Origin of the sequence: Corynebacterium sphenisci DSM 44792, assembly GCF_001941505.1 — a bacterium.
In the GTDB taxonomy this organism is placed as follows: Bacteria; Actinomycetota; Actinomycetes; order Mycobacteriales; family Mycobacteriaceae; genus Corynebacterium; species Corynebacterium sphenisci.
Window position 1 is genome coordinate 25,015 of sequence record NZ_CP009248.1, and the last position, 24,920, is coordinate 49,934.

Here is a 24,920-nt window from a genome sequence, read left to right on the forward strand (position 1 = left end):
GATCAGCGCCCCGACCGTTCGATGGCGTCGATCACGGCGCGGCCGACGGGGGCGGCCACCGAGGAGCCGGTGGCGGCGTCGCCGGCGTCGCCGCCGTTCTCCACCACCACCGCGATGGCCACGTCGGAATCCAGGGTGAAGCCGATCCACCAGGTGTGCGGGGCGTACTGCCCGCGCACCTCGCCGTGTTCGGCGGTGCCGGTCTTGGAGGCGATCCGGCTCGCGTCGCCGCCGGAGTGGGCCTCCGCGCCGCGCATCAGATCGGTGAGGATCGCCGCGGTGTCGGGGTGCACCGCCTCGCCCAGGCTCTCCGGGCGGGTCTCCTTCAGCGGGGCCAGGTTGCGCCCCAGCACCGCCTTGACCAGGTGCGGCTCCATCAGCTCGCCGCCGTTGGCGATCGCCGAGGCGATCATCGCCGCGTTCAGCGGGGTCATCGCCACATCGCGCTGGCCGATCGCGGTCTGCGCCAGCGCCGCGTCATCGGGGATCTCCCCGATCGTGGAGGGCTGCTGGGGCACGCCGAGATCGGCGAAGGTGTCGCCCACCCGGAACCGGTCGGCGACCTTGCGCAGCGGATCCGCGCCGACGTCGACGGCCAGCTCCGCGAAGGCGGTGTTGCAGGAGTGCGCGAAGGCGGTGCGCAGGTCGACCTCCCCGCCGTCGCCGGCGCAGGCCGCGCCCCCGTAGTTCTCCAGGGTGGTCTCCGTGTTCGGCAGGGTCACCTGCGGCGCCCCGGTGACCCTGGTGTCCGGGGTGCGCCCGGACTCGATCGCGGCGATCGTGGTGAGCACCTTGAAGGTGGAGCCCGGCGGCAGCGGCCGCTGGGTGGCGTGGTTGAGCAGCGGCGCATCCGGGTTGTCGTTGAGCGCCGCCCAGGCCGCCTCGTCATTGCCGGCGATCGGGTTCGGGTCGAACGACGGGGTCGAGGCCATCGCCAGCACCTCCCCGGTGGAGGGCCGCAGCGCCACCACCGAGCCGGTGTAGCCCCGGGAGGAGAGCTCCCGGTAGGCGGCCTGCTGCGCCTCCGGCAGCAGGGTCAGCGCCAGGGAGGCCCCGGCCGGCTCCCGGCCGGTGACCGCGTCGATCGCCCGGCGGGTGAACAGGGAGGGGTCGGTGCCGTTGAGGATCGCGTTGCGCGACTGCTCCACCCCGGCGGTGCCGTAGACGTCGGAGAGGTAGCCCACCACCGGGCCGTAGGCCTCCGGCAGGGAGCCGTAGCTGCGCCGGTAGAACCCGTCCGGGCCCTTCTCCGAGGAGGCCAGGATCTCCCCGCCGGCGGTGATCTGCCCGCGCGGGGTGGACTTCTCCTCCAGGAACTGCCGGGAGTTCAGCGGGTTGAGCGCATACTGCTCCCGCTGGAAGCCCTGCACCCAGGTGAGGTTGGCCAGCAGCAGCAGCACCAGCACCAGGGAGAAGATCATCGCCTGCCGGATCGCCTTGTTCACGCGGCCACCCCCCGGGCCCGCTCCGCCTCGGCCGGGGTGGTCCACGGCCGGCGGGCGGAGTCGGAGATGCGCAGCAGGATCGCCAGCAGGATGTAGTTCGCCAGCAGCGAGGAGCCGCCTGCGGACATGAAGGGGGTGGTCAGCCCGGTCATCGGCATCAGCTTGGAGATGCCCGCGACGACCACGAACACCTGGATCACCAGGGTCAGGGAGAGGCCGGCGGCGAGCAGCTTGCCGAAGGAGTCGCGCACCTGCATCGCCACGTTCAGCCCCCGGGCCACGATCACGGCGAAGAGCAGCAGGATCGCGGCCAGCCCGGCGAAGCCGAGCTCCTCGCCGAAGGAGGCGAGGATGAAGTCGGAGTGCGCCACCGGCACGTTCTGCGGGTAGCCGCCGCCGAGCCCGGTGCCGGTGACCCCGCCCCAGCTCATCCCGAACAGGGCCTGGGCGAGCTGGTAGCCGCCGGAGTCGTAGTGCGCCAGGGGGTCGACGAAGTTGTCCACCCGGGTCTGGATCTTCGCCGAGACCTGGTAGATCCCGAAGCCGCCGACGGCGACCAGGCCGAGCCCGATGACCAGCCAGGAGGGCCGGGAGGTGGCGATGTAGAGCATGCCCAGCACGGTGCCGAAGAGCAGCAGCGCCGGGCCGAAGTCGTTCTGCGCGGCCATGATGAGCAGCGCCACCGCCCACACCACCAGGATCGGGCCCAGGTCGCGCAGCCGCGGGAAGTCCATGCCGAGCACGTGCCGGCCGGCGACGTTGAACAGGGAGCGCTTGTTGACCAGCAGCTGGGCGAAGAAGATGAGCAGCAGCACCTTCGCGAACTCGCCGGGCTGCACCGAGATCGGGCCGATCGTGATCCAGATCCGGGCGTCGGCGTTGATCGCCGAGGGCCACACCAGCGGCAGCGCGAGCAGCACCAGCCCGGCCAGGCCGAGCAGGTAGGCGTAGCGGCTCAGCGAGCGGTGGTCGCGCAGCAGCACCAGCACCGCGACGAACATGGCCACGCCGAGCACCGTCCACATCACCTGGTTGCGCACCAGCGCGGTGCCGTTGGCCAGGTCCAGGCGGTGGATCATGACGAGGCCGAGCCCGTTGAGGGCGGCGACCACCGGCAGCGGGATCTGGTCCGCCCAGGGGGCGAGGAAGGCCAGCACGGCGTGCGCGACCCCGAAGACGAGGATGAACCCGCCGAGGATCCACAGCACCTCCATGGAGGCGGAGTCGCCCCGGCCGAGCTGCATGGACACCAGGGCGATGAGGGTCACCACCCCGGCGAGCAGCAGCAGGGCCAGCTCCCGGGGCCGGGCCGCGGGTCCGGTGGTCGAGGGGACGCGGGTCATGGGATGGTCACCTCCCGGCAGTTGACGCCCGGCTGGGAACCGGGGATGGGCCGCGGCCGCTCATCGCGGGCCGCGGCATCGGCGGCCTCCTCGGCCACCCGCCCGTCCTCGCGGGCCGCGGCGGCGTCCCCCTCGGCGGGGTCGGCGTCCGCGCCGGGGGCGTCGCGGCCGTCCCGGGCGTCCGCGCCGGGCCGGCCGGCGGGCGGCTCCGCGGAGGTCAGGCACACCGGCAGCGCCTGGCCCGCCAGGCGCCGGAGCTGGCCGAAGACCTCCTCGTGGCCGTCGGCGGGCAGCCCGGCGGCGAGCATGGAGCGGCCCACCGGGTTGAGATCGGACATCCGCATCAGGTGGCAGTCCGCGTCCTCGGCGGCCATCGCCGGATCCGGCAGGGTCACCGACCCGGCCTCGTCCAGGCACACGTACTGGTGCGGGGAGCTCAGGTGCAGCCCGAGCAGGCTGCCGGGCACCCCGTGGTGGATGCGCAGCACCCGCGGCGCCTCCTCCTCGGCGGCGACGTAGTACATCGAGTCCAGCTTCCGCCAGCCCCACAGGCCCACCGCCACCGCGGCGATGAGCGCCAGCGCCACCGCGGCGATGACCAGGCGGCGCCCGGAGCCGGGGCCCGCGGCGGCGCCGGGGTCGGCGACCACGGCGCGGCGCTGCTCGGCGGCCGGGCGCATCGCCGCGGCCCGGCCGGCGGCGGTGTCCGGGCGGGGGCCCTCCGCCCCCGGATCGCCCAGCGCCCCGGACAGCGCCGGCTGGGAGGGGGTGGGCGTGGCCGCATCCACCACGTCGGCGACGACCAGGGTGACGTTGTCCGGGCCCCCGGAGCGCAGCGCCAGGGACACCAGGCGCTCCGCCGCCTCGGCGGGGGTGCCCTCGGCCAGGGCCTCGGCGATGGTCTGCGCGCTCACCGGATCGGACAGGCCATCGGAGCAGAGCAGGTAGCGGTCGCCGAGGCGGACCTCCCGGATGGAGGTCGCCGGCTCCACCGGCCGGCCGGTGAGCGCCTTGAGGATGAGCGAGCGCTGCGGGTGCACGCTGGCCTCGTCCGGGGTGAGCTTGCCCTCGTCCACCAGGGACTGCACGTAGGTGTCGTCCCGGGTGATCTGGGTGAGCTCCCCGTCGCGCAGCAGGTAGCCGCGGGAGTCCCCGACATGGCACAGGCCCGCCCGGGCCCCGTCGAAGAGCAGCGCGGTGAGGGTGGTGCCCATGCCCTCGGTGGCCGGGTTGGCCTCCACCTCCTCGGCGATGGTGGCGTTGCCCTCGTGCATCGCCTGGCGCATCGCGGCGATGAGATCCGCGTCCGGCTGATCGTCGTCGAGCTTGGACACCGCCGCGATCATCAGCTGGGAGGCGACCTCCCCGGCGGCGTGCCCGCCCATCCCGTCGGCCAGGGCGAGCAGCCGCGGCCCGGCGTAGGCGGAGTCCTCGTTGTTCTGCCGCACCAGGCCCCGGTCCGAGGCGGTGACGTAGTCCAGGGCCCAGGTCACGGCTGCAGCCTCAGCGTCGTGCGGCCGATGCGGATCTCCATGCCGGTCTCCAGCTTCTCGGGCGCGTCCACCCGCTGCCCGTTGAGGAAGGTGCCGTTGCGCGAGTCGAGGTCCTCCAGGAACCAGTCCCCGTCCCGGGGCAGCAGCCGGGCGTGCCGGGCGGAGGCGTAGTCGTCGTCCAGGACGAAGGCGGAGTCATCGGCCCGGCCGATGGTCACCTCGCGGCTGTTGTCCAGGTTCATCCGGGACCCGGCTAGCGGGCCGGCGGTGACCAGCAGCTGGTGCGGGGTCTGGGTGCGCTGGAAGGGGCGGGCGCGCATCGCCGGCGCCGCGGCGCGCACCGGGCGCAGCCCGGATGCCGCGTTCGCGTCGGCGCGCAGGCCCCGCATGGTCATCCAGATGAAGAACCACAGCAGGACCAGGACCGCGATGCGCGACAGCAGGAAGACAATCGCCTCCACGTCCATTCCTCCTTAATCCATGCCCCGCCGATTCCGGTGCATGCGGTGAGACTACCCGGCGGACGGGGCCCGCGGGAGGGGCGGTGCGCGCCGGCTCAGCCGATCCGCACCTCGATCACCGAGTGCCCCATCGAGATCACGTCCCCGTCGGCGAGCAGCCAGTTCTCCACCGGGGTGTCGTTGACCAGGGTGCCGTTGGTGGAGCGCAGGTCCACTAGCACCGCATCCCGGCCGTCCCAGGTGATCTCCGCATGCTGCCGGGACACCCCGGTGTCCGGCAGCCGGAAATCGCAGGCGGTGCCCCGGCCGATGATGGTGGAGCCCCGGCGCACCGCGTGGGTGCGGTTGGACCCGTCCTGCAGCAGCAGGGTGACCTGCGCCGCCGCGGCCGCCGCGGCCTCGGTGGGGGCCCCGCCGGCCGGGGCGAACTCCGCGTCCGCCCAGGCCCGCTCCCGCCAGTCGCCGTCGTCCTCCCCGGCGGCGGCGCCCGCCGCGGCCGGGTCGACGCGGGCCGCCGGCGGCGGCACCTCCACCGCGGAGGTGCCCCGGGCGTCCGGGGCGGGCCGGCCGTCCTCGGCGCGGGGGCCGTCCGGGTCGGTGCGCGGCTCCGCGCGGTCGCCGACGTAGCCGGACTCGATCCGGTTGCCGGAGGTGAACTGGGAGGCGGTCTTCAGCTGGCCGGTGTGCAGCGAGGACACCAGCTCCAGGCGCACCGACACCGGTCCGGACAGCGCCCAGCCGTTGTTGCGGCAGTACCGGGACATCCGGTCCGCGAGATCCCCGGGCAACCCGGGTTCGGCCTCGCCGAGGTGGTCGAAGTCGACGGGGCTGACCCCGATCCGGAAGTCGTTGGGGGCCAGGAAGCGGCCGTTGGCGTCCTGCATGAGGAAATCCTCGATCTCCTGCTTCAGGCACTCCTCCAGCTCATTCGGCACCACCTTGCCGCCGAACACCCGGGCGAAGCCGTTGTCCAGCCCGCGTTGCAGCGAGCTGTCGAGTTTCCGGATGCGTCCGAGGAAATCCATCGAGGGCCGGTCACCTTCCCCCGGGGCGGTGGCCCCGGGTCTTCTGGGGTTCGGGGCGGGCGCGGGTGCGCGCCCGGGTGCACGTCGGGTGCGTGCGTCCGCGGCGCCGACCCGGGCGGGGCGACGCGCGGCGGTGCCCACCAGTATAGGTACAGGTGAGCGCGGGATACGAAGCCGTGGACCGGCGTATGGCCGAAACAGGGGTCGCTACCTGCGGATTTGGACTGGGCGCGATCGCTCGTGCTACCGTATGCGAGTCGCTACGGGCGAGTGGCGGAATGGCAGACGCGCTGGCTTCAGGTGCCAGTGTCCTTCGGGACGTGGGGGTTCAAGTCCCCCTTCGCCCACCGAGGCCGGAGGCCGCGGACCAGGTATGGTCCGCGGCCTCCGGTTTTTCCGTCGCCCCCGCCGGCCCCGGCGGGGGAGCGGGTAGGAAGGGGTCATGGACCCCGCCGAGCTGCTCGCCGATCTCGCCCACCGACCCGTCGCCGCCGCCCGGGCGCTGCCCACGATGGATGCGGCGACGCTGAACGCGCACCCCGGCGGGCACCCGAATTCCCCGGCCTGGCTGCTCTGGCACGCCGGCCGGCAGCTCGACGCCCAGCTCGCCGCGCTCACCGGGGCGGGGCAGATCTGGTCCGCCGGCCACCGGGGGCGGCTGGACCTGGGCCCGGCCGGCGACGGCATCGGCTACGGAGATTCCCCGGCGGCGGCGCACGCCATCCGCACCGCGGATCAGGAGGGGCTGGTGGACTACCTCGCCGCGGTCTGCGCCGCCGCGGCCGACTACGCCGCGGGCCTCACCCCGGAGCGGCTCGGGGAGGTCGTCGACGACTCCTGGGATCCCTCGGTGACCCGTGGGGTGCGCCTGGTGAGCATGCTCGACGACGCGATCGCGCACGTCGCCCAGGCGGCCTACGTCGCCGGGATGGCCGCCTAGCCCGCACCCGCGGCTACCCGATGCGCTCGCGCAGCCAGCCGGCGAGCACCTCGGCGTGGTTGTGCTCCCGGTCGGCGGCCCCGTAGACGAGCAGCAGCGGCTCCTCGGCGGTGGCCGCCGCGGCGCGGTCGAGCAGCTCGCGCAGCTGGTCCGCGGCCCCGTCATCGTCCTCGCCGCCGTGGTCGGCGTCGGCGAGCCGCTCGTCGAGCTCCGCCCGGTAGCGGCGGGTGAACTCGGCGAAGCGCTCCGGGTCGTGGCCGAACCATGTGCGCAGCCCCGGGGAGGGCGCCACCTGGGGCAGCCGGCCGGTGAGGTCCACATCGGCCTTGGCCACCCCGCGCGGCCACATCCGGTCCACCAGGATGCGCGCCCCCGCCGGGGCCTCGTCCCGGTGGCGCAGATCGTGGATCTTCAGGGTTCGGATTGCGTCGTTCACCTCGGTCATACCCCCGGTGTACCGCCGCGTCGCGGCGGGCGGCAAGCCGCGGCTACGCCGGCCGCGTCCGGCCGGCGTCCCGGGCCGCCCGGGCGGCGACCCGGCCCACCGGCACCGCGGAACCGGCCGCGATGGCCGCCCCGGCGAGCAGCAGCGCCGCGTATCCCGCGGCCGGCCCGCCGCCGAGGGCCGCCCCGGCCGGCGGGGCGAGCAGGGAGAGCACGAAGGGCGCCGCGAAGCCGAGGTAGGTCAGCGCGTAGAACACCCCGATCAGCGCCCCCAGCTGCGCGGGCGGGGAGATGAGCGCCACCTCGTGCAGGCCGGCGACCATCATCACCCCGTAGCTGCAGCCCAGCAGCGCCGCCACCGGCGGCACCGCCAGCGGATGCGGCCAGGCGGCTGTTGCGGCGGCGCCGAGCATCCCGGCCGCGGCGGCGCCGAGGCCGATCACGGACAGCGGCAGCCAGCCGGCGGCGGCCAGCCGGGCCGCCGCGGGCTGCACCGCCGCCCCGGAGCCCATCGCGAGGAAGGCGATGAGCCCGCTGTAGGCCACCGGCAGCCGCACCTGGTCGAGCACCAGCACCGGCAGCAGGGCGAAGGCGACGGTGACGCAGCCGAACACCCATGGCGCCCAGGCGGCGACGGCCCAGCCGAAGGCGCGGGTGCGCGCCGCCGGGGGGATCAGCGCCGGGCGGGACCCGGGCCGGCCCGGCGCCGGCGGCCGAGTCTCCGGGGCGGCGCGCAGCAGGGGTGCGACGAGGGCGACGAGCGCCAGGTGCACCAGGTAGGGGGTGAGCTCCGGGGCGGGGGCGAATTCGGCGACCAGACCGGAGACCAGGGGGCCGCCGCCGAAGCCGGCGGAGACCGCCGCGGTGGCCCGCCGTGGCCCGGCCGCCGGCCGGTCCGCGCTGAGCTCCTTGATCCAGGCCGCCCCGCAGGCCATCGCCATGCCCACCCCGGCGCCGACGATGCACCGGCCGGCGAACAGGGCCGGTGCGCCGAGCGCCGCCCCGGCGGCGAGCACCGCGGAGCCGGCGCCGGCGAGCAGCAGCGCCGGGCGCAGGATCGCCGAGCGGCCCAGCCGGTCCGAGGCGCGGCCGGCGAGCAGCAGGGCGGGCACCAGGCCGGCGGCGTAGACGCCGAGCATCGCGGTCACCGAGGGCTGCCCGATGCCCTCGGCGGAGCGGTACACCTCGAGCATCGGGGCGAAGAGGTTCGCGCCGAAGCCGATGGTGAACATGGCGAGCCCGACCCGCCGCCAGGCGCCGGGATCGGGGGTGGCCGGGGGTGCGGAGGGGGTGCAATCGGGGGTATGGGCCGGCTCCATGGATCGAGCCTAGCGCCCTGCTCTCCCCCGCAAAAGGGTTTCGCCGCACCCGGGGGCGCGGCCACCGGATTTCCCGTTCACCCGCCCCGGGTCGGACCCCGGCGGGCCCGGATCGTCGGATCCGGGCGGCCCCCGGTTCCCGGCCGGCGGCGGGGAACCGGCGGCCCCGGCGACGCGACTTTTCGGCATGACCACCATGACGGCGGGTGACCCCGCCCCCAGCCCCAGCCCGTCCAGCCCGCCGCCGGATCCGGGCCCGCCCGGCCGCGGCGGCGCCGGCCCGCGGGCGCTGATCCACCGGATGCACTCCATCGCCGGGGTGTTCGTGGCGCCGCTGCTGCTCATCGCCGCGCTCACCGGCCTCGGCTACGCCGCCGCGCCCACCCTGGAGGCGGTGCTGCACCAGCAGGAGTTCACCGCCCCCTCCACGCTGCCGGACCGGCCGGTGGCGGAGCGGATCGACGCCGCCGCCCGGGTGCACCCCGATCTGCCGGTGACCGCGCTGCGGCTGCCCGCCGACTCCGCGGAGACCACCCGGGTGCTCTTCGCCGACCCGGGCCTGGGCGAACCCCGGGCCCGGCGGGCGGTGTTCGTCGACGCCGGGGACCTGGCGGTGCGCGGGGACGCGGTGCAGTACGGCGGTTCCGCGCTGGTGCTGCGCAACTGGCTCGCCGAGGGCCACGGCAGCCTGTGGCTGGGCGCGCCCGGCCGGCTCTACGCGGAGACCGCCGCGTCCTGGCTGGGCGCGCTCACCCTCGGCGGGCTGTGGCTGTGGTGGGACCGGCGGCGCCGGACCCGCCGCCGCGCCGCCGCCGGCCCGCGCCGGGCGCCCCGGGCGGAGTCGGCCCGCGCCACCCAGCTGCGCCGGCATTCCCGGGCCGGGGTGTGGTTGGCCGCGGGCCTGCTCTTCCTCACCTTCACCGGGCTGACCTGGTCCCTGGTCGCCGGGGAGGCGATCGGCGCGGTGCGCGGCGCGTTCGGCTGGTACGCGCCGACCCCGGCGGTCGTCGCCGGCGCCCCCGCCGCGGGCCATGGCCACGGTCACGGGCACTCCGGGCACGGCGCCGCCCCGGCCCCGGATCCGGCGGCCTCCCGGGAGCTCGCCGGGCAGGCGGACCTGGTGGTCGACCGGGCGCGCCGGGCCGGGCTGACCGGGGTGCTCGACGTGGCGCTGCCGGAGGCCCCGGGGCAGGCCTGGCGGGTCACCGAGGCCCGGGTGCCGTGGCGCTTCAGCCGGGATGCGGTGACCGTGGACGGGGCGACCGGGGAGCTGGTGGACCGGGTGGACTTCGCGGACTGGCCGTTCGCCGCCAAGGCCACCGAATGGCTCATCGGCGCCCATGCCGGGCGGCTGCTCGGCTGGGTGAACCAGCTGGCGCTGGCGGGGATCGCGGTGGGCCTCATCGCGCTCATCCTGCGCGGCTACCGGATGTGGTTCCTGCGCGGCCGGGACGGCCGGCCGGGGCGGCTGGCCCCGCCGAGCCGGTGGCGCGCGCTGCGCCCGGTGCCGACCGCGGCGGTGGTGCTGGCGATCCTGGCCTATTCGGCGCTGGCCCCGATGTTCGGGCTGAGCCTGCTGCTCTTCCTGGTGCTCGACGGGGCATGGCGGGTGCTGCCGCGGCGGCGGGCGCGGCGGGCCGGGGCCACCGGGGGTGCCGCCCCTATGGAAGCTGATAAGCTTCGCATATGAAAAATTCCTGGTCCATGATCGCCCCCGGCGCCGTCTCCCTCGCCGCCGCCGGCGCCCTGCTGCTCGCCGCCGTCCCCGCCGGGGCCGCCCCGGCCATCCCGGGCCTGCCGGGGTCCCCCGCGGCCGGGTCCGCGGACATCGCCGACCTGCCCGAGCTGCCGGAGCTGCCCGGGCTGCCCGGCGGCGACGCGGCCGGGGACCCGCCCGCCGAGTTCCCCGGGCTGCCGGTGAGCTCCTCGGACCTGCCCGGACTCGGCGCCCTCGGCGGCGGGGAGCCGCTCAGCCGGGTCGACCACGTCGACCTGGCCGGCTACGCCGGCACCTGGCACCAGCTCGCCGCGGTGCCGCAGCCCTTCACCCTGCAATGCGCCCGGGACGTCACCGCCGTGTACACGGTGCAGGCCGCCGACCGGGTCGGGGTGCGCAACACCTGCGTGGACTGGACCGGGAAATCCTCCGGGATCACGGGCCGGGCCACGGTGCGGGATCCGGAAACGAACGCGGCGCTGCGGGTCAGCTTCGACGGGGTGCCCTTCCAGGACCCCGAGGGCGAGGCGAACTACATCATCACCTACCTCGCCGATGACGTCGCCATCGTCGGCGGCCCGGAGCGCACCAGCGGCTTCGTGCTGGCCCGGGGCACCGCGCTGAGCCCGGGGCGCTGGGCGGAGATCACCGCGATCATCGCCGACCGCGGCTGGTCGCCCTGCCTCTTCCTGACCACCCCCACCACCGGCGGGGAGGAGCGCACCCTGCCGCTCTGCGCGATCTAGGGCGCCCCCGCGCCGACCCGGCCCCGCACCCCGCACGGGTGCGGGGCCGGGTCAGGCGAGCAGCAGCACCGCCGGGGCGATCAGGCCGATGAGCGCCCCGGCGAGGGTCTGCCGGACGGTGTGGTGGGCCAGCCGGACCCGTGCCCAGGCCAGCGGCGGGGCGAGCGCCAGCGGGGCGGCGAACCAGGCCCCGGCGGCCAGGGCGCAGCAGCACCAGGCCGCCACCCAGGAGGCCAGGTGCAGGGAGGGCTTGCGTCCGCCGAGCACGGTGATCGCCCCCGCGCCGGCGGCGGTGGCCGCGCCCGCGGCGAGCAGCGGCCAGAGCAGCCCGCCCGCCCCGGCGGCGGCGAAGACCGCCGCGGTGGCCGCCAGGCCCGCGCCGAAGATGGCGAAGGCGATCCCGCGCTCGCCGCGATCGGTGACGTGCCGGCCGCTGCGGATCCGGCCGGCCCGGCCGGCCAGCACCAGCCCCGCCAGCGGCAGCGGGCCGAGCAGCGCCGCCGCGGCCGCGCCCGCGCCGGGCCGGCCGGCGGCGGCGCCGGTGATGAGCACGGCGGCGGCGATGGACACCCAGGGGGCGCAGGCCTCGGTGAGCACCCGGGCGAGGCGATCGGCGGTCATGGGCCGATTCCACCACGGCCGCCGCGGATCAGCGCAGTCCGTGCACCCGATCCATGAGATCCAGGGTGAACTGGGTGCCGCCGAGCCGGGTCAGCGGGATCGCCAGCGCCGCCCGGGAGCCGCGGGCCCGGTAGGCCGCGGGCCGGCGGGCCCGGATCTCGGCGAGGATCGCCTCCGCCACCGCCTCCGGGGCCACCCCCGCGGCCTCGTTGGCGTCCAGCCGGTCCAGCATGGCGGCCAGCCGCCCCCGGTAGGGCGAATCCCAGGCCCCGCCGTAGCGGGTGCGCCGGGCGGCGATCCCGGTGGCCACGGAGCCCGGCTCGACCACGCTGACCCCGATCCCGAAGGGGGCGACCTCCCCGCGCAGCGCCAGCCCCGCCCCGCGCAGCGCCGCCTTCGAGGCGACGTAGGAGGAGCGGAAGGCCAGCGGCAGCGAGCCCAGCATCGAGCCGACCAGCACCACCCGGCCCCGGCCTGCGGCGCGCATCCCGGGCAGCAGCCGGGCCACCAGGTCCAGCTGGCCCACCACGTTGACCTGCAGCAGCCGCTCCCAGGCCGCCCGGGGCAGCTCCTCCAGCGGCCCGGACTGGCTCTCCCCGGCATTGGCCACCAGCACCGCCGCACCACGCTCGCCGCGCCCCCGGGCACGCTCCCGCACGGTCTCCGCGGCGGCGGCGATGGACCCCGGATCGGCCAGATCCAGCTCGATCATGCGCACCCCCCGCGGGGCGGGCGCGGCCGCGCCGCGGCGGCTGGTGCCGAGCACCTCGAACCCGGCCCCGGCCAGGGCCGCGGCGGTGGCCGCCCCGATCCCGGAGGAGGCCCCGGTGACCAGGGCGAGGCCGGCGACCGGGGGCAGGGCCGGGCCGTGGATGGGGCGGATGCGCGGGACCATGGGCCCTCCCGGGATCGGGGACGGGGAAGATTCGCCGCGGATACTACCCGCGGATCGCGTGCGGCGGATCGGCGCGCGGCCGGCGGCAGGATACAGTGAGTCCCGTTGACCAGTCCTCCCCGGAAGGCCCCATGACCGACCAGCCCACCCGCCGCACCCGCCCCGCCCGCCGGATCCTCGCCGCCGTCGCCGCCGCGGCCCTGGTCGCCGGGCCCGCCACCCCGGCCGCGGCGGACCCCGCGCCGGCGCTCGACTGGGGCGACTGCCCCGCCGCGGCGATGACCGCCCCGGGCACCGAATGCGCCGAACTGGAGGTGCCCCGGGACTACGCCGACCCGCAGGGGCCGACCATCACCCTGACCATCTCCCGGCTGCCCGCCACCGGGGTCTCCCGCGGGGCGGTGGCCGGCAACCCCGGCGGCCCCGGCGGCGACGCCCTGGGCATGTTCGCCCCGGAGCAGGTGCGGATGCCCGACGCGGTGCGCGAGCAGCGCGATCTCATCGCGGTGCAGCCCCGGGGCCTGCGCTGGTCCACCCCCCTGGAGTGCGATCTCGCGGGCATCCCGATGAGCGCGGTGCTCGCCGGCCAGGTCGGGGCGCTCTACGCCGCCTGCGAGGCGGCGATGCCCGGCTACGCGGCGACGATCACCACGGAGAACACCGCCCGGGACCTGGAGGAGGCCCGCAAGGCGCTGGGCCTGCCGGAGCTGGACCTCTACGGGGTGTCCTACGGCTCCGATCTGATGTCCACCTACGCCACCCTCTTCCCGGGGCGGGTCGGCGCGATGGTGCTGGACTCCGGGGTGGACCCCGACCAGCGCTGGTTCGACCTCGGCCCGGCCCGGGAGACCTGGCGCCGGGAGGCGCTCACCGCCCTGTTCGGCTGGATCGCGGACCGGGACGCGAGGTACCACCTCGGCACGACCCCGCTGCAGGTCTACCGCGCCTGGTCGGACCGGGTGAACGAGCAGTCCGGGGCGCCGGGCCGGGTCTACCCGCCGCCGGCGGAGGTCGGGGATCTCCCCGGGGCGCTCGCGGAGCACCCGGAGGCGGCGCTGCCCGCGCTGAACCGGGTGCTGCCCGCCGTCTGGCGCGGCCATTCCGCGCTGGCCGGCCTCACCGGCGGCGCCGCGGAGCAGTCCCCGCTGCTGCAGCTCACCATGGCGGCGCTGTACAGCGAGTCGATGTGGCCGGAGATCGCCGACCGGATCGCCACCGGGACGACCCCGGAGCCGGAGCTGCCCGAGGGGCTCGGCCCCGAGGACGTGATGGAGATGGTCACCGCGATGACCATGGTGGAGCGGGGCATCATCTGCAATGACAACCGCAACGCCGCGGATCCGGCGCGCACCCCGCGCCTGTTCGGGGACATGCTCGCCGGCGGGGACCTGCTGCGGATCAACGCCGACGCGCTGAAATCCGGCTACCTGTGCGCCGGCTGGCCCGCGGCCCGGGCCGCGATCCGGCCCAGCGGCGCGGAGCTGGCGACGCCGCCGCTGATCCTGCACTACGACCGCGACAGTGCGGTCACCGGCGTCGCGCACCGCGCGATCCGGGAGGCGATGGGCGGGGAGCTCATCCTGCTGCCCGGCCACGGCCACGGGGTGCTCGCCGCGGCCAATGACCCGGACGCCGTCGCCGAGGCGGTCACCCGGCACTACCTGGGCTGAGCCGCCGGCCCGGGGGTCAGGAGATGGCCAGGCCGGCGGCGTCGCCGCCGCCGGCGACCGGATCCCCGGCGGCGTCGACGAACCATTTCAGCTCCAGCTCCAGGGTGCGGCGCAGCCCGGCCCGCTTGGGGGAGTCCTCCACCTCCAGCTCCACGCGCAGCGACTCCGGCAGGTCCATGGTCGCCGCCGCCTCCCCGGCGCCGAGGGTGACCCGGCCGGCGCGCACCCGGGCGGCCAGATCCTCGAGCAGCCCGGCCAGCTCCTCCCGGCCCAGCTCGGCGCGGCTCTTCACCAGCTTCCGCTTGGCTGCGGCGGTGTCGTCTCGGGTCATCGGGCGGCTCCTCTCCTCGGGCGGGCCGCACCCGCCGGCCCGCGGCGCATCCCCCCGCCCCCATGATGCCCGAGCCGGCCGCGGCCGGGCCGGGCCTAGCCGACGACGAGGTCGGTGCCCTCGGCGGCCAGCGGCGCCGGGGCGGCCGGGTCCCGGGAGGGCCCGGAGATCACCTCGCCGGTGGCCATGTCGAAATGGGAGCCGTGCTGGGGGCAGATCATCTGCCCGTCGGCGAATTCGGAGATGGTGGAGCCCATATGCGGGCACACCGCGGAGAAGGCGTGGAACTCGCCCTCGGCGGGCTGGGTGATCACGTACTTGCCGATGACCACCCCGCCGCCGACCGGGATCTCCGCGGCGGCGACCTTCGCGGCCTCCTCCGCGGAACCGCAGGCGGCGAGCAGGGCGCCGGCGGCGGTGGCGGCGGAGCCGAGCAGGAAGCGGCGGCGGCTGCACGCCGGGGTGCCGGCGTCGTTCAGGCTGGGTGAGCGGGTCATGGGAAGAACGCTACCCCGCGCCGGCCGGCTTCCGGGCACCGAAGATCGCCCGGCCCACCCGCACCTGGGTGGAGCCCTCCGCGATCGCGGCCTCGAAATCCCCGGACATGCCCATGGACAGCTCCGCCAGGGCGCCCTCCGGCAGCTCCGCGGCGAAATCCGCGGCCAGCCCCTCGCGCAGTTCGCGCAGCCGGGTGAAGCAGCCGCGCACCGCGGCCGCCCCGGCGGGGGTGCCGTCATCCGGCATCGCCATGGTCATCAGCCCGCGCAGCCGCAGGTTCGGCCACCGCCCGGCGGCCAGCGCCGCCACCAGCTCCCGGGCCCCGGCGGGGTCGGTCCCGGCCTTCTGCGGTTCCGCGGAGGTGTTCACCTGGATCAGCACCTCCAGGACCCGCTCGTGCTCGACGAGCCGGCGCTGCAGCGCATCGGCGACCTTCGCCCGGTCCAGGGCGTGGAACTCGTCGGCGAAGCCGGCCAGCCGGCCGGCCTTGTTGCTCTGCAGCGGGCCGATCACCGCCCACCGGGGGCCGGTGAGCTCCGCGGCCTTCGCCGCGGCCTCCTGCACCCGGTTCTCCGCCAGGGCGGTCACCCCGGCGGCGGCCAGGTGCGGCCAGGCGGCGGCGAGCACCCCGGCGGGCACCGTCTTCGACACCGGCAGCAGCCGCACCCCGGCCGGGTCCCGTCCGGCGGCGGCCGCGGCGGCGTCCACCCGGGCGCGCACCGCCGCCAGCCGGGCGGCGATCGCCTCCGGGGAGCGGTCGGCGGGCTCGGGGGCGGGGGCTGGGGCGGTTGCGGGGCTCATGCCCGCCGAGGCTACCGGCGCCGGCGGCGGCGCCGGGCGAGGAGCCACCCGGCGGCCGCGGCCGCCCCGATCCCGGCCAGCGCCGGCGGGCGCAGCTGCCCCCACACCGGCACCACCACCGCATGATCGGGCTGCCGCGCCGGGCCGCCGAGGGCGGCGATGATCTCGGCGAGCACGGTCGGCGAGTACAGCATGGAGAGGTGATCCGGCCACTGCCCGCGGCCGAGATCCTGCACCCGGATATTCCGCACCGCCGGGTCGCACGCCCCCGGGCGGGCCGGGTCGTGGTCGAGGAAGCCGCCCGCCCAGGGGGTGGCGATCCAGTCCACCCGGCTGGCGAAGTTGACGTAGCGCACCCCCTCGCGCAGCTCCCCGGCGGAGTTCAGCCGCTCGAAGATCGGCCGGCCCGGGGTCTGCTGCAGGCCCGCCGGGCCGAGGATGCGGGTGAAGGCCGGCTCCACCGGGATCCCGGCGGCGGTGAGCCGGTCGCCGAGCCGGCTCACCCCGGACAGGGTGGCCCCGTGGTGGTTGCCGCCGAGGCTGATCAGGGTGCGCACCCGGCCCGCCCCGCGCTCCTGGGCGTAGAGCCGGCCGTGGATGGCCCCCTGGGAATGGCAGATCAGGTCCACCCGCTCGGCCCCGGTGGCGGCGAGCACCGCGTCCACCGCGTCGGCGACCTCGGCGGCGCTGGCCTCCAGATCGGCGACCCCGGCGACCCCGCCGACCCGGCCGACCCGGCACCCCCGGTCCACGCCGTAGTTGAAGCCGTGCACGTCGAAGCCGGCGGCGCGCAGCCCGGGGGCGATCATCGCCCAGGTGGAGTAGGCGTTCATCCAGGTGCCGTGGATGAGCACCACCGGAGGCCGGCCGGCGGCCCCGGCCGGGGGCGCGGGCGCGTCGGATTCGGCCAGCCCCGGCGGCAGCAGGTCCCGGGTGCGCAGCTGGCGCAGGAAGGCCAGCGGGAAGTTCCGCGCGGGCGGCCCCGTCGGGCCGGGTGCGCGGCGGGCGGCGGCGTCGGGGGCGTCCATGCGGCCGAGCCTAACCCCGCCGGGGCGGGCGCGCGGGGAGTCCGCGGGCATCCGCCCCCATCGGGTGAATCCGGCTTTCCCACGGTAGATTCGCCCCCATGCTCCAGGATCGAATCGCGGCCCTGCCGCCGGCGACCCGCCGCCGGCTGCTGCTGCTCGCCGGGCTGCTCGCCGCGGGCGTCGTCGCCCTGCACCTGCACCGGGCCTTCACCTACTACATGATGGACGTGGAGGTCTTCCAGGACGCCGGCTGGGCGCTGCGCCGCGGCCAGGACCTGTACTCGGCGGATTTCCCCACCCGCAGCGGGTTCCGCTTCATCTACCCGCCCTTCGCCGCGCTGCTGTTCTGGCCCACCACCTGGGCGGGGCCGACCACTCTGCAGGTGCTGTGGACCGCGGCGACCATCGCCGCGGTGTGGGCGATCCTGGCGATGGCCGCCACCCGGCTGCTTTTGCCCCGGCCGCGGTTGGCCGCCGCGGTGCTGCTCGGCCCGGCGCTGCTGGTGGACCCGCTGCGCGCGAACATCGACTTCGGCCAGATCAACGTCTTCCTGGCGCTGCTGGTGGTCGCCGACGTGCTGGGCTTCCTGCCCCGCTGGGCCCGCGGCGCCGGGGTCGGCGTCGCCGCCGGGATCAAGATCACCCCCGCCGCCTACGCCCTGATCTTCCTGGTCCGCGGCCGGGGGGGGGACGTGGCCCGTTCCGCGGGCTGGTTCCTGCTCACCGCGGCGGTGGGCTTCGCGCTGCGCTTCGAGGAGTCGGTCTACTACTGGACCGAGGAGTTCTTCGCCGGCAACCGGGGCGGGGAGCCGATCTACCCGCCGAATCAGGCGGTGTCCGGGCTGGTCGCCCGGGCCGGGGTGACCGGGGCGGCGGAGACCGCGATCGTGGCGGCGGTCTTCCTCGCCGGGGCGGTGGCGGCCGGGCTGGCGGCCTGGCGCCTGGAGCGGATCGGCCGGCCGGTGCTCGCCCTGGCGGCGATCGCCCTGGCGGTGTGCGTCACCGGCCCGTACACGGTGAGCCACCACTGGTCCATCATCATCGTCGGCCTGCCGCTGCTGGCCCGGCTGCGCTCGCGGCCGGCGCTGGCGCTGGGCATCGCCTTCTACCTGGCGCATCTCATCGCCCCCTACGGGGTGTTCGGGGAGGAGGGCGCCGTCGCCGCGAACCCCCTGGTGTGGGTCATCGGCAACGCCCAGGGCATCGCCGGGGTGGTGCTGCTGACGGCCCTGGCCTGGGCGGCGATCACCGGCCGGGTGCCGGAGCTGCCGCGCTGGCGGCGGGCCCGCTGGTCGCGGGCCGCCCGGACCCCGGACCCGGCCGCCGGCTGAGCGCTCAGCGGCGCCGCCGGGTGGTGCGCGCGGTGGCCGGGGCGGTCCACGGGTCCTCCGGCCAGGGGTGCCGGGGATAGCGGCCGCGCATCTCCGCGCGCACCCCGGCGTAGGTCCCGTCCCAGAAGCTGCGCAGATCCGCGGTGACCGCCAGGGGGCGCCCGGCCGGGGAGAGCAGGTGCAGCAGCACCGGCACCCGGCCGTCCAGGATCCGGGGGGTCTCCGCCAGGCCGAAGCACTCCTGCAGCTTCACCGCCAGCACCGGCTGCGCGCCCCGCCCGGTCTCGGCCGCCTGGTCCGGGTCCGGGTAGTCCAGGCGCACCCGGGATCCCGAGGGCACCCGGATCCGCTCCGGGACCAGCTCCTCGAGCCGGGTGGCGTCCGGCCAGGGCAGTAGCCGGCGCAGCTCCTCGGCGGACACCGCCGCCGGGGCGGTCTCCGCGCCGCGACCGGCGAGCAGGGTCCCGGCCCGCGCGGCGAGGCTGCCCCGGTCCACCGCCGGCCAGGGATCGCCGAGTTCGCGGTGCAGCAGCGCCAGCCGGGCGCGCAGCGCCTCGGCGGCCGGGGTGCAGCGCAGCAGCGCCGGATCGGCGGCCAGCGCCCGGGCGAGCGCGGCGGCGGCCTCCGCGGCGGTGGGCGGCACCGGCCGGGCGGCCAGTTCGATGGCGCCGAGCCGGTCGACCTCCCGGGCGCTGATCCGGCCGGCGCCCAGCGGGCCGGTCAGCCGCACCTCCCGGCCGCCGCCGCGCCGGGCCGCCGCGGTGTACTCGGCCAGTTCCCGGCTCGCCGGGGCGGCGGCGCGGATGAGCGCCCCGGCCCGGCCGCCGGCCGCGCCGGGCGCCCGGGTGACCTCGGCGATGGCCAGCCAGTCATGGCCGCGCAGCTCCGGCGGGGCGGTCGCGGCGGTGCCGCCGACGGTGAGGTACTCCGCGGAGGCGGCGTCCCGGCGCCGGGCGATCCGCTCCGGCCGGGCCAGGGCGGTGACCAGGGCCACCGGGTCCGCCTCCGGCGGGTCGCCGGCGTCCCGGGCCAGGTCGCCGGCGGCGGCGACGACGTCGCCGCGGCCCAGCAGCCGCTCCAGGCGGCGGGCCTCGCGGCGGGCGGTCTCGCCCGGCCGGGCCCGGGTGAGGTCCCCGGCGGGGGCCTCGGCGAGCAGTGCGGTGGCCGCCGCGGCCCGGCGCGCCCCCAGCGGCCCGGCGGCGATGAGCAGCGCCCGGCCGGCGGCGGGATCCACCGGCAGCCGGGCCAGCAGCCGGCCCAGCCCGGTGGCGTGGCCCGCCCCGTCGACGGCGCCGAGGGCGGCCAGGGTCGCGTTCGCGGCGGCGGCGTGCGCCGCCGGCGGCGGGTCCGGCAGCCGCAGCCCCGCCCCGCCGGGGGTGCCCCACACCGCCAGATCCAGCATCGCCCGGGTGAGCTCGGCGACCGCGATCTGCGGGGCGGGCCAGGCGTCCAGCTGCGGCCATTCGGCCTCGGCGATGAGCCGCACCGCGACCCCGGGGCCGAGCCGTGCGGCCCGGCCGGCGCGCTGCTCCGCCGAGGAGCGGGCGCAGGACACGGTGACCAGGCCGGACATGCCCCGGGCCAGATCCAGCCGGGGCCCGCGGTCCAGGCAGGCGTCCACCACGGCGCGCACCCCGGGCACCGTGATCGACGACTCCGCCACCGCGGTGGCCACGATGATCCGGCGGCCCCGCCGGTCCCGCCCGGCGACCACCCGGTCCTGTTCGGCGGCGTCCAGGCGGCCGTGCAGGGGCAGCGTCTCCGCCTCCGGGGCGAGGGCGGCCAGCCGGGCCCGGACGTGGTCGATCTCCCGGACCCCGGGCAGGAAGACCAGCACGTCCCCGGCGGTCTCGGCGGCCAGCGCCGCGGCCTGCGCCGCGGCGTGGTCGAGGAAGCCCCGCTCCACCCCGCGCGGGCCCAGCCGGGGCCCGGTGTGCGGCCGGTACCGGATCTCCAGGGGGTGCGCGGTCGCCGCGGCGGCGATCACCGGGGCGGGGGCGCCGTCGACGTCGAGCAGGGCGGCGAAGCGCTCCGCGTCGACGGTGGCGGACATCGCCACCAGGATCAGGTCCTCGCGCAGATCGCGCAGATCGCGCAGCATGGCCAGGGCCAGGTCGGTGTCCAGATCGCGTTCGTGGACCTCGTCGAGCACCACCGCGGCGACCCCGGGCAGCTCCGGGTCGGCGAGCAGCCGGCGCAGCAGCACCCCGGGGGTGGCGAACTCCACCACCGTGTCCGGGCCGACCCGGACGTCCCCGCGCACCGCGTAGCCCACCGGCCCGCCCAGCCGCACCCCGGCGAGATCGGCGAGCCGGCGGGCGGCGGCGCGCACCGCCACCCGGCGCGGGGCGGTGACCAGCACCCGGCCGGCGGCGCCGTGGGCGGCCACCGCGGCGGCCACCGCAGGGGGCACCGCGGTGGTCTTGCCGGTGCCCGGCGGGGCCTGCACCACCGCCGCCGCCCCGGGGGAGCGGCCGAGCGCCTCGGCGAGGGGGCCGAGGGCGGCGGCGATCGGCAGCCCGCGGGCCACCCGGGCCGGGTCGAGGGGGGTGCGGGGCTGGTCCATGGGCCCCAGGATGCCAGGGCGGCCCGGCGCCGCGGCGCGATGGCCGCCGCGGCCGGGGCCTACGTAGGATCGGCGGCGATGGACATCATCGACGCCCATTTCCACGTGATCGCGGCCCGGGACATGCAGCCGGAGCTGCCGGAGGCCCCGCGGCCCTTCCCGGTGGACGCCTACCTGCAGGCGGTGGGCCGGGTCGCCGAGGAGGTGGACTGGGCCCGGTTCGCCGGCGGGGTGGTCGTCGGCGGCTCCCGGCGGGACCGGGCGCGCACCCTGGTGGAGTCCCTGGAGCAGCTGGAGCTGGAGGCCGCCGCGGCCGGGCGGGCCCCGGCGGACGGCGGCCGCGCCTTCATCGGCGTGATCACCGGCACCGCGGATCTCGGGGCGGAGCGGGTGCTCGCCCTCGATGCGCGGGGGGTGCGCGGGGTGCGCTTCAACCTGCTGCGCGGCCAGGAGGTCGCCGACGGGGATCTGCTCGCGGTGGCGCACCGGGTCCATGATCTGGCCGGCTGGGCCACCGACGTCGCCGTGGACGTCACCGCCCGGCCCGGGCTGGTGGCGCGGCTGCCGGAGCTGGACCGGGTGTGCGTCAACCACCTGGGTATGGCGGAGGCGGGGGTGGACGCGGTGGTGGACCTGGCCGCGCGGGGGGTGCGGGTGAAGGCCACCGGCTTCGGCAGGCTGCCCTTCCCGCCGGCCGATGCGCTGCGCCGGATCCACCGGGCGAACCCGGGGGCGCTGGTCTTCGGCAGCGATCTGCCCGGCACCCGGGCGGAGCGCCGCTTCGACGGCGGGGATCTGGAGCTGCTGCTCGACGTGCTGGGGGAGTGGGAGCTGCCCCGGGTGCTGCACGACAACGCCCGGGCGCTGTACCGCTTCGCCGATCGGCGATGACCGCCGCCGGCCCCCTTCCCGGCGCCCCCGCCGGCGACTATATTCCCCCGGCATGAGGAACCTGCAGGGCTACGCCTGGCTGTCGGTGGCCGCCGCGCTGGCCACCATCGCCCTGAAGACGGTGGCCTACCTGCTCACCGGTTCCGTCGGCCTGCTCTCCGACGCCGCCGAGGGCTCGGTGAACCTCATCGCCGCGATTTTCGCGGTGGTCATCCTGCGGATCACCGCCCAACCCGCCGACGCCGACCACGAGTTCGGCCACGCCAAGGCCGAGTACTTCGCCTCCGGGCTGGAGGCGGCGATGATCCTCCTCGCCGCCGGTTTCATCGCGGTCACCGCGGTGGAGCGGCTGCTCAACCCCGCGCCGGTGGCCGCAATCGGCGCGGGTATCGCGATCTCCGCGGTCGCCGCCGGGATCAACGGCGCCGTGGCCTGGGTGCTCATCCGCGCCGGGCGGGAGCACCGGTCCATCACCCTGGCCGCCGACGGCCGGCATCTGCTCTCCGATGTGGTCACCTCCCTCGGCGTGATCGCCGGGGTCGCCCTGGTGCACCTCACCGGCTGGTCCTGGCTGGACCCGGTGGTGGCCCTGGCGGTGGCCGCGAACATCCTGCGCGCCGGCTGGTCGCTGGGCCGGGAGTCCGTCGATGGGCTCATGGACAAGGCGATGACCGGGGCGGATCGCGCCGCGGTGGACCGGATCGTGGCGGCGCACGTCGACCCGCTCGCCGGGGTGGACATCCACGAGGTGCGCACCCGGGTGGCCGGCCGGCGCACGTTCATCGAATTCCACATGCTGGTGCCCGGGGCCTGGTCGGTGGTGCGCGGCCATGATGCGCTCAGCGACGTGGAGGACGAGCTGCGCGGGCGCTTCCCCGGGGTGCACATCTCCTCCCATCTGGAGCCGATCGAGGATGAGCGCGCCTACGGCGACGTGAATCTGTAGGGCGGCGCCGGGCACGTCATTTTCGCCGGAAATAACCTCCCATCCGGGGGTATATCCGGTAAAGCCACGTGACTGCGGTCACAAAGGAATACCATCCCCGGTGGAATCACGTCCGCCGCCCGGATCCGGGCGGCGGACGCGCGACACGCGATGGAAGGACCCGGCCGCCATGAAGGACGAGAGCAAGCGCACCGCCGACAGCCCGATGGACCCCACCCCCCGGCCGCGCCGGGACATCGTCGTCCCGGCCGCCGACGGGCTGCTGCTGCGCGGCACCCTCTTCCGGCCCGCGAAGCACCCCGGGGAGATCCGCGGCGTCATCACCATCCACCCCAACGCCGGGATCACCGGCGACGCCTACGCGGACATGGCCCGGCACCTGGCGGACAAGGGCTACGCGGTGGTCACCTACGCCAACCGCGGCACCGGCCGCTCCGGGCTGGCCGCGGACACCCGCAACGAGGACATCCGGATGTCCGACTGGATCACCGTCGACGTGCCCGGGGTGCTGGAGTGGGCGCGGGAGACCTTCCCCGGCCTGCCCGCCTACGCCATCGGCCACGGCGTCGGCGGCCACGGGGTGCTCTGGGCCGGTTCCGAGGGCACCGTGGACGCCGCGGTGCTGGTCGGCTGCGGCCAGCGCAACATCGGCAACGTGCCCGGCTGGCTGAACAAGGCCAAGACCTTCGCCCTGTTCACCGTGATCTGCCCGGTCACCGCCACCCTCTTCGGCCGGATCCCGCGCCAGCCGCTCGGCTTCGTCGAGGAGCCCCCGGTCGGCGTGGTCCGGCAGTGGGCCTCCTGGACCCGCCGCCGCGACTACTTCTTCGGCGATCCCGAGTTCGACTTCGGGGCCCGCTACGCCCGCGCCAACGGCCGCTACCTGCTGGTCCGGGTGCCCGGGGACAAGTGGTGCGATGAGGAGGGCACCACCAGCCTGGTCAAGCGGCTCTACGCCGCCGAGGTGGAGCAGCGCGAGCTGACCCCCGCCTCCGGGGCGGGCCTGGGCCACCGCGGCCTGGCCCACGCCGGCAACGAGGCCACCTGGGATGCGCTGCTCACCTGGCTGGAGGGCGACGCCGCCGCCTGAGGCCCCGCTACCCTGGGCGCCATGGCCCACCGCATCATCGACACCCCGGTGGGGCCGCTGCGGCTGCTCGCCGGGCCCGCCGGCCTGCGCCGGGTGGACTACCTCGCCCGGCTCCGCGCCGAGGGGGATCCGGCGCCGGCGGACGCCGGCCGCGCGCCGGAGGGGCCCGCCCGGGCGCATCTCGACGCCGCGGCCGCCCAGCTGGCCGAGTACTTCGCCGGGCGGCGCCGCCGCTTCGACCTGACCCTGGACTGCCCGGAGCTCTCCGGCGGCTCCTTCCGGGCCCGGGCGCTGCGCGCGATGGCGGCGATCCCGCACGGGTCGACGCTGAGCTACGGGGAGCTCGCCGCCGCCGCGGGCTCCCCCCGGGCGGCCCGCGCCGCCGGGAGCGCCTGCTCCGGCAACCCGCTGTCCATCATCGTCGGCTGCCACCGGGTGCTGCCCGCCGGCGGGGGCGTCGGCGCCTACGGCGGCGGGGTGGAAAACAAAAGGCGGTTACTGGATCTCGAGGCAGGCCGGGTGCCCTTCCCCGGCACCGCCGCCGGCGGTGGGGGTATTTCCGTGGACACGCAACCTACGGCACCGTAGGCTCCTGCTATGGCTAAAAACATCGGTACCGGGGCGGTGCCCGCCGTCGCCGTCCCCTTCGACCGGGGCCCGCGGCCGGTGCTGCGGGGCTGGTTGCACGTCGCCGCCGCCGCCGTCGGGCTGATCGCCGGCATCGCGCTGACCATCGCCGCGGTGCGCCAGGGCGACCCCGCGCTGACCACCGCCACCGTGGTCTACGTGCTCTGCCTGATCGGCGCCATGGCCGTGTCCGGCTGGTACCACCGTTGGCCCTTCATCCGGGAGTCCAGCATCCGGGCCGCCCGGCGCGCCGACCACTCCATGATCGCGGTGTTCATCGCCGGCACCTACGGGCCGATCGTGGTGGCCGGGCTGCCCCCGGGCGATGCCACCGGGCTGCTCATCGCCTGCTGGGTCGGCGCCGCCGCCGCGGTGGTGGTGAACCTGGTCTGGATCAGCCACCCGCGCTGGGTGGCGGTGGCGATCTACCTCTTCCTCGGCTGGCTGGTGGTGTGGAAGCTCGGCGCGCTCTACGACGGCACCGGCGCCGCGGTGCTGCTGCTGCTCGCCGGCGGCGGGGTGATCTACTCCCTCGGCGCCCTGGTCTACGGCTTCAAATGGCCCGACCCCTGGCCGCGCTGGTTCGGCTTCCACGAGGTCTTCCACGCCGCCACCATCGTCGCCGCGGTGCTGCACCACATCGCCATCTGGATCGTCGTGCTGCACGGCCCGGTGGGGGCCTAGGCTGGTCG

General features: G+C 76.6%; 24 protein-coding genes and 1 tRNA gene. 11 read left to right on the forward strand and 14 right to left on the reverse strand.

Annotated features, from left to right (window positions below; all coding sequences use genetic code 11):
- Window positions 1-2: 2 nt before the first annotated feature.
- The 5 genes from CSPHI_RS00115 to CSPHI_RS00135 all read right to left on the reverse strand — a co-directional run bounded on the left by CSPHI_RS00115 (window position 3) and on the right by CSPHI_RS00135 (window position 5,767).
- Window positions 3-1,445: a penicillin-binding transpeptidase domain-containing protein gene (locus CSPHI_RS00115; RefSeq protein ID WP_075690959.1), complete on the reverse strand. Its 1,443-nt coding sequence runs from the start codon at window positions 1,443-1,445 to the stop codon at window positions 3-5.
- The gene (locus CSPHI_RS00120; RefSeq protein WP_075693538.1) at window positions 1,442-2,788 is read right to left on the reverse strand and encodes an FtsW/RodA/SpoVE family cell cycle protein; all 1,347 of its coding nucleotides are present in this window, start codon (window positions 2,786-2,788) and stop codon (window positions 1,442-1,444) included. Before CSPHI_RS00120 ends, CSPHI_RS00115 begins: the two co-directional genes overlap by 4 nt.
- The gene (locus tag CSPHI_RS00125) at window positions 2,785-4,281 is read right to left on the reverse strand and encodes a PP2C family protein-serine/threonine phosphatase (protein WP_084210142.1); all 1,497 of its coding nucleotides are present in this window, start codon (window positions 4,279-4,281) and stop codon (window positions 2,785-2,787) included. Before CSPHI_RS00125 ends, CSPHI_RS00120 begins: the two co-directional genes overlap by 4 nt.
- Window positions 4,278-4,742, reverse strand: a complete 465-nt coding sequence (locus tag CSPHI_RS00130) for an FHA domain-containing protein FhaB/FipA (protein ID WP_075693539.1) — start codon at window positions 4,740-4,742, stop codon at window positions 4,278-4,280. Before CSPHI_RS00130 ends, CSPHI_RS00125 begins: the two co-directional genes overlap by 4 nt.
- 95 nt (window positions 4,743-4,837) lie before the next feature.
- Window positions 4,838-5,767: an FHA domain-containing protein gene (locus CSPHI_RS00135; protein ID WP_075690960.1), complete on the reverse strand. Its 930-nt coding sequence runs from the start codon at window positions 5,765-5,767 to the stop codon at window positions 4,838-4,840.
- A 264-nt stretch (window positions 5,768-6,031) separates the two neighbouring features.
- Between CSPHI_RS00135 and CSPHI_RS00140 the strand changes: the two genes are divergently transcribed.
- Together CSPHI_RS00140 and CSPHI_RS00145 are read left to right on the forward strand one after the other, a co-directional pair.
- Window positions 6,032-6,114: transfer RNA gene (locus CSPHI_RS00140), tRNA-Leu, on the forward strand.
- A gap of 95 nt (window positions 6,115-6,209) precedes the next feature.
- On the forward strand, window positions 6,210-6,707 hold the full coding sequence (locus tag CSPHI_RS00145) for a DinB family protein (protein ID WP_075690961.1): 498 nt from the start codon (window positions 6,210-6,212) through the stop codon (window positions 6,705-6,707).
- A gap of 13 nt (window positions 6,708-6,720) precedes the next feature.
- Here CSPHI_RS00145 and CSPHI_RS00150 read toward each other — a convergent pair whose 3' ends face one another.
- Both CSPHI_RS00150 and CSPHI_RS00155 read right to left on the reverse strand, forming a co-directional pair.
- On the reverse strand, window positions 6,721-7,152 hold the full coding sequence (locus CSPHI_RS00150; RefSeq protein ID WP_075690962.1) for a DUF488 domain-containing protein: 432 nt from the start codon (window positions 7,150-7,152) through the stop codon (window positions 6,721-6,723).
- A gap of 43 nt (window positions 7,153-7,195) precedes the next feature.
- Window positions 7,196-8,470 (reverse strand): MFS transporter, encoded by a 1,275-nt coding sequence (locus CSPHI_RS00155; RefSeq protein WP_084210143.1) that lies wholly within the window; start codon window positions 8,468-8,470, stop codon window positions 7,196-7,198.
- Window positions 8,471-8,657: 187 nt separating this feature from the next.
- Between CSPHI_RS00155 and CSPHI_RS00160 the strand changes: the two genes are divergently transcribed.
- Both CSPHI_RS00160 and CSPHI_RS12580 read left to right on the forward strand, forming a co-directional pair.
- Window positions 8,658-10,160: a PepSY-associated TM helix domain-containing protein gene (locus tag CSPHI_RS00160; protein WP_075690963.1), complete on the forward strand. Its 1,503-nt coding sequence runs from the start codon at window positions 8,658-8,660 to the stop codon at window positions 10,158-10,160.
- On the forward strand, window positions 10,157-10,933 hold the full coding sequence (locus CSPHI_RS12580; protein WP_281248706.1) for a lipocalin family protein: 777 nt from the start codon (window positions 10,157-10,159) through the stop codon (window positions 10,931-10,933). Before CSPHI_RS00160 ends, CSPHI_RS12580 begins: the two co-directional genes overlap by 4 nt.
- 51 nt (window positions 10,934-10,984) lie before the next feature.
- On the opposite strand, the gene CSPHI_RS00170 is transcribed toward CSPHI_RS12580, so the two are convergent.
- Both CSPHI_RS00170 and CSPHI_RS00175 read right to left on the reverse strand, forming a co-directional pair.
- Entirely contained in the window at window positions 10,985-11,554 is a 570-nt protein-coding gene (locus CSPHI_RS00170; RefSeq protein WP_075690964.1) for a hypothetical protein, read from the reverse strand.
- Window positions 11,555-11,582: 28 nt separating this feature from the next.
- Entirely contained in the window at window positions 11,583-12,449 is an 867-nt protein-coding gene (locus tag CSPHI_RS00175; RefSeq protein WP_075690965.1) for an SDR family NAD(P)-dependent oxidoreductase, read from the reverse strand.
- Between the two features lie 131 nt (window positions 12,450-12,580).
- On the opposite strand from CSPHI_RS00175, the gene CSPHI_RS12585 reads away from it, so the two are divergent.
- Entirely contained in the window at window positions 12,581-14,119 is a 1,539-nt protein-coding gene (locus CSPHI_RS12585; protein ID WP_075690966.1) for an alpha/beta fold hydrolase, read from the forward strand.
- A 16-nt stretch (window positions 14,120-14,135) separates the two neighbouring features.
- Here CSPHI_RS12585 and CSPHI_RS00185 read toward each other — a convergent pair whose 3' ends face one another.
- From CSPHI_RS00185 to CSPHI_RS00200, 4 genes are all read right to left on the reverse strand, one after another.
- Window positions 14,136-14,450, reverse strand: coding sequence for an amphi-Trp domain-containing protein (locus tag CSPHI_RS00185; RefSeq protein ID WP_075690967.1), 315 nt, complete (start codon window positions 14,448-14,450; stop codon window positions 14,136-14,138).
- 95 nt (window positions 14,451-14,545) lie between these two features.
- Window positions 14,546-14,947: a Rieske (2Fe-2S) protein gene (locus tag CSPHI_RS00190; protein ID WP_075690968.1), complete on the reverse strand. Its 402-nt coding sequence runs from the start codon at window positions 14,945-14,947 to the stop codon at window positions 14,546-14,548.
- A gap of 10 nt (window positions 14,948-14,957) precedes the next feature.
- Window positions 14,958-15,749 carry a YggS family pyridoxal phosphate-dependent enzyme gene (locus CSPHI_RS00195; protein ID WP_075690969.1) on the reverse strand — a complete coding sequence of 264 codons (792 nt, stop codon included), beginning with the start codon at window positions 15,747-15,749 and terminating at the stop codon, window positions 14,958-14,960.
- Between the two features lie 11 nt (window positions 15,750-15,760).
- Entirely contained in the window at window positions 15,761-16,777 is a 1,017-nt protein-coding gene (locus CSPHI_RS00200; RefSeq protein WP_075690970.1) for an esterase/lipase family protein, read from the reverse strand.
- 98 nt (window positions 16,778-16,875) lie between these two features.
- On the opposite strand from CSPHI_RS00200, the gene CSPHI_RS00205 reads away from it, so the two are divergent.
- Window positions 16,876-18,108, forward strand: a complete 1,233-nt coding sequence (locus CSPHI_RS00205) for a glycosyltransferase 87 family protein (protein WP_075690971.1) — start codon at window positions 16,876-16,878, stop codon at window positions 18,106-18,108.
- A gap of 4 nt (window positions 18,109-18,112) precedes the next feature.
- Here the strand turns inward: CSPHI_RS00205 and hrpB are convergent, their stop codons facing one another.
- Window positions 18,113-20,674 carry an ATP-dependent helicase HrpB gene (gene hrpB / locus CSPHI_RS00210; RefSeq protein ID WP_075690972.1) on the reverse strand — a complete coding sequence of 854 codons (2,562 nt, stop codon included), beginning with the start codon at window positions 20,672-20,674 and terminating at the stop codon, window positions 18,113-18,115.
- A gap of 78 nt (window positions 20,675-20,752) precedes the next feature.
- Here hrpB and CSPHI_RS00215 point away from each other — a divergent pair, with 78 nt between their 5' ends.
- From CSPHI_RS00215 to trhA, 5 genes are all read left to right on the forward strand, one after another.
- Window positions 20,753-21,565, forward strand: coding sequence for an amidohydrolase family protein (locus tag CSPHI_RS00215; protein WP_169840384.1), 813 nt, complete (start codon window positions 20,753-20,755; stop codon window positions 21,563-21,565).
- 52 nt (window positions 21,566-21,617) lie between these two features.
- Complete coding sequence (locus CSPHI_RS00220; protein WP_075690974.1) at window positions 21,618-22,511, forward strand: cation diffusion facilitator family transporter; 894 nt, start codon at window positions 21,618-21,620, stop codon at window positions 22,509-22,511.
- Between the two features lie 169 nt (window positions 22,512-22,680).
- Window positions 22,681-23,601 (forward strand): alpha/beta fold hydrolase, encoded by a 921-nt coding sequence (locus tag CSPHI_RS00225; protein ID WP_075690975.1) that lies wholly within the window; start codon window positions 22,681-22,683, stop codon window positions 23,599-23,601.
- A gap of 21 nt (window positions 23,602-23,622) precedes the next feature.
- A complete protein-coding gene (locus CSPHI_RS00230) occupies window positions 23,623-24,189 on the forward strand; it encodes a methylated-DNA--[protein]-cysteine S-methyltransferase (RefSeq protein ID WP_075690976.1) in 567 nt (188 codons plus the stop codon).
- Between the two features lie 9 nt (window positions 24,190-24,198).
- Window positions 24,199-24,912 carry a PAQR family membrane homeostasis protein TrhA gene (gene trhA, locus CSPHI_RS00235; protein WP_245803319.1) on the forward strand — a complete coding sequence of 238 codons (714 nt, stop codon included), beginning with the start codon at window positions 24,199-24,201 and terminating at the stop codon, window positions 24,910-24,912.
- The last annotated feature ends 8 nt before the right edge of the window (window positions 24,913-24,920 follow it).

Bases quoted from the DNA above. Each gene is read 5' to 3' on its own strand.
- CSPHI_RS00150 (WP_075690962.1), bottom strand. From the start codon at position 7,152: ATGACCGAGGTGAACGACGCAATCCGAACCCTGAAGATCCACGATCTG.
- CSPHI_RS00225 (WP_075690975.1), top strand. From the start codon at position 22,681: ATGAAGGACGAGAGCAAGCGCACCGCCGACAGCCCGATGGACCCCACC.
- CSPHI_RS00215 (WP_169840384.1), top strand. From the start codon at position 20,753: ATGGACATCATCGACGCCCATTTCCACGTGATCGCGGCCCGGGACATG.
- hrpB (WP_075690972.1), bottom strand. From the start codon at position 20,674: ATGGACCAGCCCCGCACCCCCCTCGACCCGGCCCGGGTGGCCCGCGGG.
- CSPHI_RS00145 (WP_075690961.1), top strand. From the start codon at position 6,210: ATGGACCCCGCCGAGCTGCTCGCCGATCTCGCCCACCGACCCGTCGCC.
- CSPHI_RS00190 (WP_075690968.1), bottom strand. From the start codon at position 14,947: ATGACCCGCTCACCCAGCCTGAACGACGCCGGCACCCCGGCGTGCAGC.
- CSPHI_RS00200 (WP_075690970.1), bottom strand. From the start codon at position 16,777: ATGGACGCCCCCGACGCCGCCGCCCGCCGCGCACCCGGCCCGACGGGG.
- trhA (WP_245803319.1), top strand. From the start codon at position 24,199: ATGGCTAAAAACATCGGTACCGGGGCGGTGCCCGCCGTCGCCGTCCCC.
- CSPHI_RS00175 (WP_075690965.1), bottom strand. From the start codon at position 12,449: ATGGTCCCGCGCATCCGCCCCATCCACGGCCCGGCCCTGCCCCCGGTC.
- CSPHI_RS00120 (WP_075693538.1), bottom strand. From the start codon at position 2,788: ATGACCCGCGTCCCCTCGACCACCGGACCCGCGGCCCGGCCCCGGGAG.
- CSPHI_RS00220 (WP_075690974.1), top strand. From the start codon at position 21,618: ATGAGGAACCTGCAGGGCTACGCCTGGCTGTCGGTGGCCGCCGCGCTG.
- CSPHI_RS00185 (WP_075690967.1), bottom strand. From the start codon at position 14,450: ATGACCCGAGACGACACCGCCGCAGCCAAGCGGAAGCTGGTGAAGAGC.
- CSPHI_RS12580 (WP_281248706.1), top strand. From the start codon at position 10,157: ATGAAAAATTCCTGGTCCATGATCGCCCCCGGCGCCGTCTCCCTCGCC.
- CSPHI_RS00135 (WP_075690960.1), bottom strand. From the start codon at position 5,767: ATGGATTTCCTCGGACGCATCCGGAAACTCGACAGCTCGCTGCAACGC.
- CSPHI_RS00230 (WP_075690976.1), top strand. From the start codon at position 23,623: ATGGCCCACCGCATCATCGACACCCCGGTGGGGCCGCTGCGGCTGCTC.
- CSPHI_RS00155 (WP_084210143.1), bottom strand. From the start codon at position 8,470: ATGGAGCCGGCCCATACCCCCGATTGCACCCCCTCCGCACCCCCGGCC.
- CSPHI_RS00160 (WP_075690963.1), top strand. From the start codon at position 8,658: ATGACCACCATGACGGCGGGTGACCCCGCCCCCAGCCCCAGCCCGTCC.
- CSPHI_RS00195 (WP_075690969.1), bottom strand. From the start codon at position 15,749: ATGAGCCCCGCAACCGCCCCAGCCCCCGCCCCCGAGCCCGCCGACCGC.
- CSPHI_RS12585 (WP_075690966.1), top strand. From the start codon at position 12,581: ATGACCGACCAGCCCACCCGCCGCACCCGCCCCGCCCGCCGGATCCTC.
- CSPHI_RS00205 (WP_075690971.1), top strand. From the start codon at position 16,876: ATGCTCCAGGATCGAATCGCGGCCCTGCCGCCGGCGACCCGCCGCCGG.
- CSPHI_RS00170 (WP_075690964.1), bottom strand. From the start codon at position 11,554: ATGACCGCCGATCGCCTCGCCCGGGTGCTCACCGAGGCCTGCGCCCCC.